At 69.6% G+C, this 9,512-nt stretch carries 11 protein-coding genes; 3 read left to right on the top strand and 8 right to left on the bottom strand.

All coding sequences use genetic code 11. The annotated features are described in order from the left end of the window. Positions 1–50 precede the first annotated feature (50 nt). From OIE13_RS36550 to OIE13_RS06255, 3 genes are all read right to left on the bottom strand, one after another. Complete coding sequence (locus OIE13_RS36550) at positions 51–272, bottom strand: alpha/beta fold hydrolase (protein WP_442816060.1); 222 nt, start codon at positions 270–272, stop codon at positions 51–53. Continuing rightward, entirely contained in the window at positions 269–478 is a 210-nt protein-coding gene (locus tag OIE13_RS06260; RefSeq protein WP_326642129.1) for a hypothetical protein, read from the bottom strand. The genes OIE13_RS36550 and OIE13_RS06260 overlap by 4 nt, the downstream gene beginning before the upstream one ends. Positions 479–770: 292 nt before the next feature. Then, positions 771–1,373, bottom strand: coding sequence for a CGNR zinc finger domain-containing protein (locus tag OIE13_RS06255; protein WP_326642131.1), 603 nt, complete (start codon positions 1,371–1,373; stop codon positions 771–773). 363 nt (positions 1,374–1,736) lie between these two features. Here OIE13_RS06255 and lnt point away from each other — a divergent pair, with 363 nt between their 5' ends. After that, positions 1,737–3,245, top strand: a complete 1,509-nt coding sequence (gene lnt / locus OIE13_RS06250) for an apolipoprotein N-acyltransferase (protein ID WP_326642133.1) — start codon at positions 1,737–1,739, stop codon at positions 3,243–3,245. On the opposite strand, the gene OIE13_RS06245 is transcribed toward lnt, so the two are convergent. The 3 genes from OIE13_RS06245 to OIE13_RS06235 form a co-directional block, all read right to left on the bottom strand. Then, entirely contained in the window at positions 3,181–3,897 is a 717-nt protein-coding gene (locus tag OIE13_RS06245) for a phosphotriesterase family protein (protein ID WP_326642136.1), read from the bottom strand. The two genes, lnt and OIE13_RS06245, sit on opposite strands and share 65 nt — an antisense overlap. 225 nt (positions 3,898–4,122) lie before the next feature. Then, positions 4,123–5,334, bottom strand: a complete 1,212-nt coding sequence (locus OIE13_RS06240) for an RNA polymerase sigma factor (RefSeq protein WP_326642138.1) — start codon at positions 5,332–5,334, stop codon at positions 4,123–4,125. Next, on the bottom strand, positions 5,331–5,702 hold the full coding sequence (locus OIE13_RS06235; RefSeq protein WP_326642140.1) for a YciI family protein: 372 nt from the start codon (positions 5,700–5,702) through the stop codon (positions 5,331–5,333). The genes OIE13_RS06240 and OIE13_RS06235 overlap by 4 nt, the downstream gene beginning before the upstream one ends. A 433-nt stretch (positions 5,703–6,135) precedes the next feature. On the opposite strand from OIE13_RS06235, the gene OIE13_RS06230 reads away from it, so the two are divergent. Together OIE13_RS06230 and OIE13_RS06225 are read left to right on the top strand one after the other, a co-directional pair. Continuing rightward, entirely contained in the window at positions 6,136–6,885 is a 750-nt protein-coding gene (locus tag OIE13_RS06230; protein ID WP_326642144.1) for a class I SAM-dependent methyltransferase, read from the top strand. Next, positions 6,882–7,562 (top strand): class I SAM-dependent methyltransferase, encoded by a 681-nt coding sequence (locus OIE13_RS06225; protein ID WP_326642146.1) that lies wholly within the window; start codon positions 6,882–6,884, stop codon positions 7,560–7,562. The genes OIE13_RS06230 and OIE13_RS06225 overlap by 4 nt, the downstream gene beginning before the upstream one ends. 132 nt (positions 7,563–7,694) lie before the next feature. Here OIE13_RS06225 and OIE13_RS06220 read toward each other — a convergent pair whose 3' ends face one another. Together OIE13_RS06220 and OIE13_RS06215 are read right to left on the bottom strand one after the other, a co-directional pair. Further along, positions 7,695–8,003, bottom strand: a complete 309-nt coding sequence (locus OIE13_RS06220; protein WP_326642148.1) for an alpha/beta hydrolase — start codon at positions 8,001–8,003, stop codon at positions 7,695–7,697. A 415-nt stretch (positions 8,004–8,418) separates the two neighbouring features. Then, complete coding sequence (locus tag OIE13_RS06215; RefSeq protein WP_326829731.1) at positions 8,419–9,360, bottom strand: EamA family transporter; 942 nt, start codon at positions 9,358–9,360, stop codon at positions 8,419–8,421. Between the last annotated feature and the right edge of the window lie 152 nt (positions 9,361–9,512).

The raw sequence follows: 9,512 nt of genomic DNA, 5'->3' as shown, positions 1-9,512 counted from the left end.
AAAGGCGAGGTGCCCGGAGTCGGCGCCGGCGGGTTGCCGAGCGCCTGGTTTCAGAACTCCTCTCCGCTGCGTGGTGAGGTGTCGTACAAGATCAGACCCTTCAGGGCGGTGGGGGTCAGCACGTAGCGCTGAGCGACGAAACCGCCGTGGGAGTGGCCGAGCAGGAACGGTTCCGGCGCCTTCAGGTGCTCCGCGACGCTGTGCGGGAACTGGGCGTAGGGGTCGATGCGATAGTCCTGCGGCCGCGTGGCAACCGGCTCTGGGCGGCTCAGCGGAGGGTCGCCGCCAGGTCGCGGCAGCGACTGGCCGCCTCCGCATCGCTGATCGTCTCGGACACCTCGGCCGCACGCGCGTACGTTTGGCGGCTTTCGTCGGTCCGGCCTTCCTCGGCCAGGATGGTCGCGAGTGTCTCCAGGGCGCGGGCCTGTGAGCTGAACGACTGGAACTGCTCCATGAGAGCGATCGCCTCGGTCAGCATGGCGATGTGGCTTCCAGGTCCCCGGGCGGTACCTGATGCACCCAGGCCAGACGGTTCAGTTGCGTGGCCTGCTGAGCCGTGTCACCGAGGGCGGCGGCGGCTTCCGCTCCGACAGCCGTTAGCACTGAGGTTGATCTTGACTGCCATCGGGCGGAGTCGAGCGCGCCGGCGCGATTATGCGAACACACGCAGTCACTGCCATCACGCGGAGCTACTGAGCTCCTGGGCAGATCGGGCCCGCCTCGGACAGGCCGGGCTGAGCGATCTCCTCCGGGGAGTGCTTGAGGCTGCGTCACGGGTCCGTGGCACGCCGGGCGCGGAGAGCCCGGAGCTTGTGGCGGTTGCCGCAGCGCTCCATCGCACACCAGCGCCGGGCGCCGGGGCGGGACGAGTCGACGAACACCAGCGGGCAGTCGTCGCTCGCGCACTCGCGGATGCGCCCGGAGAGCGGCCCGGACAGCAGCTCGATCATCTCCCGCGCCAGCGTCGACAGCGCTTGCGTTGCCCGCACCGGCGGCGCCCACCCCGCGGTCGTGCCGCCGACGGCGAGCTCGGGGACCAGCGGCGCCGAGGCCGCGGCCCGGTTGATGGTCGCGACCGCCCCGGCGGGGAGGGGGCGACGCGCCGCCCGGGCGTGCGCCGCGTCCCAGATCGCCTGGCGGAGGTCCTTGGCCGCGGTCAGCTCGCGGGCCGTCACGGGAACCGTCATGACCGCGGCCGGCGGCGGCTGGGCCAGCCATTCGCCTAGGTCGGCAGGCTCATGGAGGGTCTCGAACACCGCGTACCGGCCCTCGCCGCCGGTGTGGGCGAAGTCCAGGCAGACGGCGCCGGCATCGAACCAGAACGACCCTCCCCTGGGGTCGTGCAGCACCCGTCCGGTTGTGCTCGCTCGCATGAAGCCACTATAACCGGTGTCGCACGAAACCACTATTACTGGTGTCATTGTCAGAGGAGGGCGACACATGGGTATACGGCGCATCAACCCTGAAACGAAATCACCGGATGCCTGAAGCGTCATGCCCTGGCCGCCCGCGCTGTCGGTGAGGTGGAGTGCCCGTCGTACCCCCTCGGCGAAGACCGGCACCTCCGGCATGTCAGGGTGCGGCGGTCGCCAGGTCGCGGCAGCGACTGCTCGCCTCGACGTCACCGATCGCCTCGAACACCTCGGCCGCACGCGTGTAGGCTCGGCGGCTCTCCTCGGTCCGGCCTTCGTGCCTGCTGATAGGTTCGGCGGTACCTGCGTGGGTAGCTCGATGGCATGCTCGCCGTGCTGGTCCGCTGGGGTCTCCGCCTCCTTACCCTCCTGATCGGCGCATGCCTGGCTCTGGCGTTTCCGGCCGTCAACGCGTGGTGGTGGGCGTGGGTGGGGCTCGTTCCCCTCCTGCTGCTCCTGGCCCGCGCAGGATCTTTTCGGGAGGCGGCCTGGCGCAGTTGGTTCGCGGCGGCCGGCTTCTTCGTGACGCTGCACCACTGGGTGCTCCCTTATCTGGGGATGCTCTCGGTGGTGGCGGTCGGGATGGTCGGCCTGCTCTGGGTGCCCTTCGGGCTTGCCGCCTACGGGCTACTCCGGCGAGCCTCGCTCGCCGGAGTGCTGGTGGCGATGCTCGTGCTGCCCTCGGTGTGGCTGACCGTTGAGGCGCTGCGCTCCTGGAAGCACCTGGGTGGGGCGTGGGGAATCCTCGGTCTCAGCCAGTGGACGGTAGGGCCGGTACTCGCCGTCGCCGCCCTCGGCGGGGTGTGGCTGCTGAGCTTCCTGCTGGTCGCCGTCAACATCGGGATCACCGCCCTCCTGATCCCCGGCGCCACGCTCTGTACCCGGCTGGCCGGTGGAGGAGTTGCCGTCGCTCTGGCCGCGGCCGCGGTCGGCTACGGGATACTGCGGCCGGAGCCGACGGTGACCGGCAGCATACGCGTGGCGGGCGTGCAGCCCGGTATCGTCTATGGCCCGAAAGAGCGCCTCGCCACCCATCTGCGGCTCACCCGCGAACTGGCAGGACTCGACCACGACGTCATCGTGTGGGGCCAGAGCAGCGTCGGACTCGATCCCACGCAGCGGCCCGACGTCGACCGCCAGTTGCGTCAGGCTGCCGCCGCGACAGGCAGCGACCTGCTGGTCAACGTGGACGCTCGCGACACGTCCGGGCAGATCACCAAGTCGACCTACCACTACACCGGCGAGGGGCTCGTGGCCACGTACGCCAAGCAGAGGCTGGCGCCCTTCGGCGAGTACATACCGCTGCGACCGCTGCTCGGCTGGATAGCCGACTACACCGGGGCCCCCGAGCAGGATCGGTCCACCGGCGACAAGCTGACGACGCTGGATGTCTCCGGGGTAAAGGTCGGCCCATTGATCTCCTATGAGTCGACCTTCCCCGACATGCGGCGCGACCTCGCCCGCATGGGCGCCGATGTCACCATCGTGCAGGGCTCGCTCACCACATTCCACGGTAGCTGGGCGCATCCACAGCAGGCCGGCTTCGAGGCCGTGCGAGCGGTGGAGTCCGGCCGCCCGGCGGTGCTGGTGGAGCTTGACGGGACCTCGGTGGCATTCGACGCGCGAGGCAGGCTACTGGCATGGGTCCCGCCCGAGTACCGCGGCACCTTCATGATCGATGTGCCGCTCTCCAGCGAAGAAACACCCTACGTCCGGCTGGGCGACTGGGTACCGGTCATGTCCAATGCGATCGTGATCGCGGCCATCCTCACGCTTGCCGCCCGGCAGGTCGGACGGCGACTGGCCAGAAGTAGCGGCGCGGGTTGTCGATGAGCATCACGTCGATCTGACGGTCGGTGACCCCGGGCTGGCGTAGGGCCGGCAGGACCGCGTCGTGGATGTGAGTGAAGTGCCAGTTCGGCGCGACCTGTTCCCGCACACCGGGCGGGAACCAGTCGATGTGACACGAGGCGTCGTGCGAGAGCACCATCCGGTCGGCCAGGCCCTGTTCGACGAGTCGGGCGACGGTGGCCACCCGCTGGTCGCCGGGCAGCAGGATGTCCAGGCCGAACCGGTCCACCCCCGTATAGGAGCCGTTGTCGATCAGTTCGTGCAGGTAGTCCAGGTCCGCGGTGTCTCCGCTGTGCCCGATCACCACCGCGCCGAGATCGACCCCTTCCTCTTTAAGGATCTGCTGCGCCACCAGTCCGGTGCGCCTGGCCGGGTTGGTGTGCACGGTGATCGGCGCTCCCGTGCGCTTGTGCGTTTCGGCCACCGCCCGCAGCACCCGTTCGCCCCCGGGAGTCGGATCCCCTTCCAGCGCGCATTTGAGGAAGGCGGCCTTGATCTGCGTTCCGGCGATGCCCTCGGTCAGGTCCTGGACGAACATCGACACCATCTGCTCGTCACCACCGAGCAGCGTTCCCGGGCCGTGGTAGGCGAAGAAGTGCGGGACGTCGCTGTAGGTGTAGATTCCGGTCGCCACGATTCGGCTCCGGGCCCGGCCGGTTCAGTCGACCGCACGGGCGGCGTCCTGGATGAGGCGGGTCAGCACGCCCGGCTGGCTGATCATCGGCACGTGCGAGGTGGCCGCCGGCTGCCCGGCCCCGGAATCCGTTCCAGCGGACCGGCGAGCGCGAGTCAGGAAACGCCCGGCATGAGCACCGGGCGGCCCGCTGTTTGACGAGTCCAGGAGGGATGGGGGCATAATCTATGTTCTCACCCGGCTGGCCCGAAACTCCAGGTAGCGTTGCTCGGCGATGCTGGCGGTGGACTTCGCGGCGCGCCGGTAGTGCTCGCACGCCCCGGCCAGGTCGCCGGTCTTCTCCAGCAGATGCGCCCGTACGGACAGCAGCCGGTGATGCCCGGCCATCCGCTCGTCACCGTCCAATGTGGACAGCAGGGCCAGCCCGGCCTGCGGGCCCTCGGTCTCGGCGAGCGCGATCGCCCGGTTGAGGGTGACCATCGGGTTGGGCGCGATCCGTTCCAGGACCAGGTAAAGGGCGTGCACCTGCGACCAGTCGGTCTCCTCGGCCGTGACCGCGTCGGCGTGCGTGGCGGCGATGGCGGCCTGCAACTGGTAAGGCCCCAGCGCCAGACCGGCCAGCGACGCCTTGACCAGCTCGATGCCCTCGTCGATCAGCCCGCGGTCCCACTTCGTACGGTCCTGCTCGTCCAGCGGCACCAGGTCGCCGGCCTCCGTCGTACGTGCCTCCCGGCGGGCGTCGGTCAGTAGCATCAGCGCGAGCAGCCCGGTCACTTCGCCGTCCTCGGGCAACTGCGCGTGCACCATCCTGGCCAGCCGGACCGCCTCGTGCGCGAGGTCGGCGCGGTGCAACTCGCTGCCCGAGGAGGCGGTGTAGCCCTCGTTGAAGATCAGGTAGAGCACGTGCAGGACGACCCGCAGCCGCTCCTCGCGCTCCGCGCCGTCCGGCAGGCTGAACGAGCTGCCGACGGCCTTGATGCGCTGCTTGGCCCGGCTGATCCTGGCCGCCATCGTGGCCTCCGGAACCAGGAACGCGCGGGCGATCTCAGCAGTGGTCAGGCCGCCGACCGCCCGCAGCGTCAGGGCCGTCTGGGAGGCCGCGGTCAGCGTCGGATGGCAGCACAGGAACAGCAGGACGAGCGTGTCGTCGGTGTCCGGTACGTTCTCGGGCACCACCTCGGTGGCCGTCGCCGACTCCCGCTCACGGCGCGCGTGGTCGCTGCGCATCTGGTCGATGAGCCGCCGGGACGCGACAGTCACCAGCCAGCCGCGCGGGTTGTCCGGCACCCCCTCGGCCGGCCACTGCACGGTGGCGGCGAGGACAGCCTCCTGTACGGCGTCCTCACACCCCTCGAACCGGCTGTGCCGGCGTACCAGCGCGCCGAGGACCTGCGGCGTGAGCTCACGCAGCAGGTCCTCGATGACCGGTGCCGTCATGCCTCCAATTGTCCGTCAGCGAACATCACCTGCCGCACCTCGACCCCCAGACCCTCGATCGCGGTGTCCGGGATCTGCGCCGCCAGCTCGATCGCCCGCTCCTTGTTCTCACAGTCGATCAGATAGAAGCCGCCCAGGTACTCCTTCGACTCCAGGAAAGGGCCGTCGGTCACCACCGGCTGGCCGTTGCGTACGGACACCACAGCGGCCTGTGACGGGTCGACCAGCGCCTGCGTGATGATCAGCTCGCCGGACTTCTTCAGCGCCTCGATGAACTTGCCGTGGCCGTCGCCGATCGCCGCCTTCTCCGCGTCGGTCAGCGCGTCCAGCACGGCCGGGTTGATATGCATGCCGATCAGGAACTTCATCTCGCACTCCTCGTGATTCCAGAGCCCCGGCTGGGCCCTTCGACCGGTTGGTCGGAGCCGCCGCCGTCGTCTTGACACCCCCGCCAGAACTTTCGCATGAGTTTTCGCCGTCGCATCGCCCGGACCGCGAGGTCGTCATCTCTGGTGCCCCCCCGCCGTGGCAGGCGCGAGAGATCTCCTTCCTGCTGGTGACCCAGTATCTGCAGAACGTGCTCGGCTTCGCGCTGCTCGGCGTGGAGGCGACTCGCGCATAGAACCCTGCAGAGGCCGGCGTTGTGGTTGTCCTATCCGAACGCGGCACTCCATCGTCACCTCCACGCATGACGAGCATGGCCGGCAGCCAACTGACCCTGTGGCGAGCAGCGGTCACGACGCGGCCCTGGCCCCGGTCGGCCGACCGGCCCGGCGGCCGAATATTCGGCAGGATGCTCACATGACAGTGAAGAACGGCAGGCGGTGGAACCACAACATCCATTACCACCCCCGCATCCTCCGGGTGGTCCCCGATGACGCCCAGCGCGCCCTCGACGTCGGCTGCGGCGAGGGCATGCTCGCCCGTGAACTGCGGCAGGCCGTGCCGCGCGTCACCGGCATCGACCTCGACGCGCCCAGCATCGACCAAGCCCGCGAGCATCCGGACGACGTCGACTACATCCTCGGTGACTTCCTCACCCACCCCTTCGAGCCCGCCTCGTTCGACGTCATCGCATCCGTGGCAACCCTGCACCACATGGACGCCGCCACCGGATTGGCCCGCATGCGCGACCTGCTGCGCCCCGGCGGCGTCCTGGCCATCGTCGGCCTTGCCCGCAGCACCATGCCCAACGACCTGCCGCGCGACCTCGCCGGCGTCGCCGTCGGTACCTTCCACCGCACCACGAAGGGCCACTGGGAGCACCCGTCCCCCACGGTGTGGCCGCCGCCGGTGACCTACCCGCAGATGCGAGCGCTGGCCGCCGAGATCCTGCCCGGCTCCCGCTACCGCCGCCACCTGCTGTTGCGCTACAGCATCACCTGGCGCAAACCGCAGGACCGAGCAGGGCCGGCCGGCCAGGTCGACGACGCGACGTGCGGCCCCTGGCGCGGTCGAAATCGGCGTTGTAGGCCAGTACCCGCGCCGCCTTGCCGGATCGGCAATAGGAGTTGCGAGAGCGGGACGCGATGGGCGAGGTTAGACCGGTGACCGACGACATCGCAGCAGGATCGCCCGCGTCCGATACTCCCCCGCTTGCCAACGGATACGCCGCAGACCCCGCGGTGCAGGCGGAATGGGACAAGCGGTACGCCGCCCAAGAGCAGCTGTGGAGCGGCCGGCCCAACGGTGCGCTCGTGACCGAGGTTGCCGGGCTCAGGCCCGGGCGGGTGCTCGACGTCGGCTGCGGCGAGGGCGCGGACGCCGTCTGGCTCGCAAGGGGCGGCTGGGAGGTGACCGCGCTCGAGGTTTCGGGCGTGGCGCTGGAGCGGGCGGCCGGGCATGCTCGGGATGCCGGGGTCACCGTTCGCTGGGTGCATGCCGCACTGGTGGAGGCGCGGCTCCCGACGGCGTCCTTCGACCTCGTCTCCGCGCAGTACCCGGCCCTGCTGCGCACCCCCGACGCCGCAGCCGAGCGCGCGCTGCTCGCGGCCGTCGCGCCTGGCGGCGTGCTGCTGCTCGTGCACCACGCGGGGATGGACACCCATGAGGTGCACGACAGCGGTTTCGACCCGGCTGACTACGTCTGGCCCCCGATGGTCGCCGCACTGCTCAACGACGACTGGGTGGTAGAGCTGAACGAGCAACGGCCACGAATGGCACCCGACCACGGCGCCGGCGCGCACCCGACCGAAGACCTGGTGCTGCGCGCGCGCCGACTGCGCTGAGGATCCAAACGAAATAACGGAGCCCCGGTCCCCGCAGAAAAGGGGGCCGGGGCTACGTCCTGCCGGCAGATGACGAGGAGCCGTCCGCAAGCGGGCGGATAGTTGATCAGTTGTGCGGCACACACCGTAGTCCTACTGGGCGAGTGAGGCGAAGAATTCGCGGATGTCCCCGATGAGGAGGTCGGGCGCCTCCAGAGCGGGGAAGTGGCCTCCGCGGTAGAACTCTGACCAGTGTGTGATGTTGTGGGCTTTCTCGGCGAAGCGGCGGATGGCGAAGTCGGCGGCGGCGAAGACCGCGACGCCCGTGGGCACCGTGGCAGGGGGCTTGGGCGCCCACATGCTCGCGTCGTGGAAGCGCTCGTAGTAGGAGTTGGCCACGCTGCGTGCGGTCTCGGTGAACCAGTAGATGCTGATGGTGGCGAGCAGCCGGTCGCGGTCCACCGCGTCCTCGGGCAGCTCCTTGGCGGGGTCGGTCCACTCCTTGTACTTCTCGACGATCCAGGCAAGCCGACCGACGGGGAGTCGGCGAGGGCGTGCGCCAGGGTCTGCGGCCTGGTGCTCTGGAGCTGCATGTAGGCGGACATGTCGTCCTGGAAGTGCTTCATCGCCTGGAGCCGCTGCTGCTCGGTCTCGGTGAGCGCGGCCATGTCGACCTGGTCGCCGGCGGGGAAGGTGGCCAGCGCGTTGGCGTGCACGCCGATGACGTGCTCGGTGTCGACCCGCCCAAGCGCCGGGCCGATGAACGCCCCGATGTCGCCGCCCTGCACGCCGTAGCGGTCGTACCCGAGCCGGGCCATGAGCTCGGCGAAGGCCGGGGCGATCCGGGTGTCGGTCCAGCCGGTCTCGGTGATGGGACTCATGTCGTGATTCTGGCTGTGACGGCTGGACGGCAGGGGGCGGATCCGGTGGCGGTCTGGGCGAGGAGGGCGCCGGACAACACGATCAGCCCGCCCACGATCTGGAACACGCCGAGCGTCTCGCCGACCAGCGCCCAGGCCACGATCGCGCCGCCGATGACCTCCAGCGACGCCACGGTGGCGCCCACGGCGGCCGAGAGCCGCCGCACGGCGTTCACCCCCAGGATGTACGCGGCCACGGTCGCGACCAGCACCATCCACAGGTACGCCGCCAGCACCGGCAACGTCCGACCACCCGCGGCGGGCGTGGCGAAGACCGTGAAGGCGTCCCACAGAATGTCCCAGGGCCAGGTGAACGGGATCAGCACCACGGCCGCCCCTGTCATCCCCCAGGCGATGAGCCCGAGCGGGTCCACATCGTCGCCGAAGCTATCGTTCATCAGGAAATATCCGGCGGAGCATGCCCCGGCCAGCAACCCCAGCAGCAGGCCCAGCGTGTCCAGCCGTACCTCCTGCCAGACCTCGACGACGATCCCGAGGCCCGCGACCGAGACGACCGCCCCGACGTACGCGGCCCGCGCGAGCCGTACCTTCCGTACCAGCCGCACCCACGCCACCACCATCACCGGCGCCATGTACACCAGCAGCAACGCGATCCCCACCGGCAGCCGGGTGATCGCGACGAAGTAGAGAGACTGCACCCCGGCCACCGCCATGACCGCATACAGCCCGAAGAACGGCAACCTGGAGCGGGGGATCCGCAACGCCCGCGGCCTGATCACAACCAGCGCGGCCACCAGTAACAGCCCCGCACCCGCCATCCGCGTCCACACGGCCTCGATCGGCGTCAGCCCGGCGGTGATGAGGTATTTGGCCATCGGCCCCGAGAACGCGAAACACCACGAGGACACGAACGCGAGCGTGAGCCCCGCATGCCTCATCCCACCCCCCTGTGCCGTAATCACCGTCCAGCGGGCTTGACATTGACATGTCCGGCGTCCCAGGCGCAATGGGATAACGCTCTTCGCGTGATCGCTGACGGCCGTGTCCGGGTTCGTCTCAACCGGCGCGGTGTCGCCGGTAAGGCGTCAGA

Source organism: Streptosporangium sp. NBC_01810 (genome assembly GCF_035917355.1).
Taxonomy (GTDB): Bacteria; Actinomycetota; Actinomycetes; order Streptosporangiales; family Streptosporangiaceae; genus Streptosporangium.
Note: the sequence above shows the minus strand (reverse complement) of the source record. Positions and strands in the feature narration are given on the sequence as shown.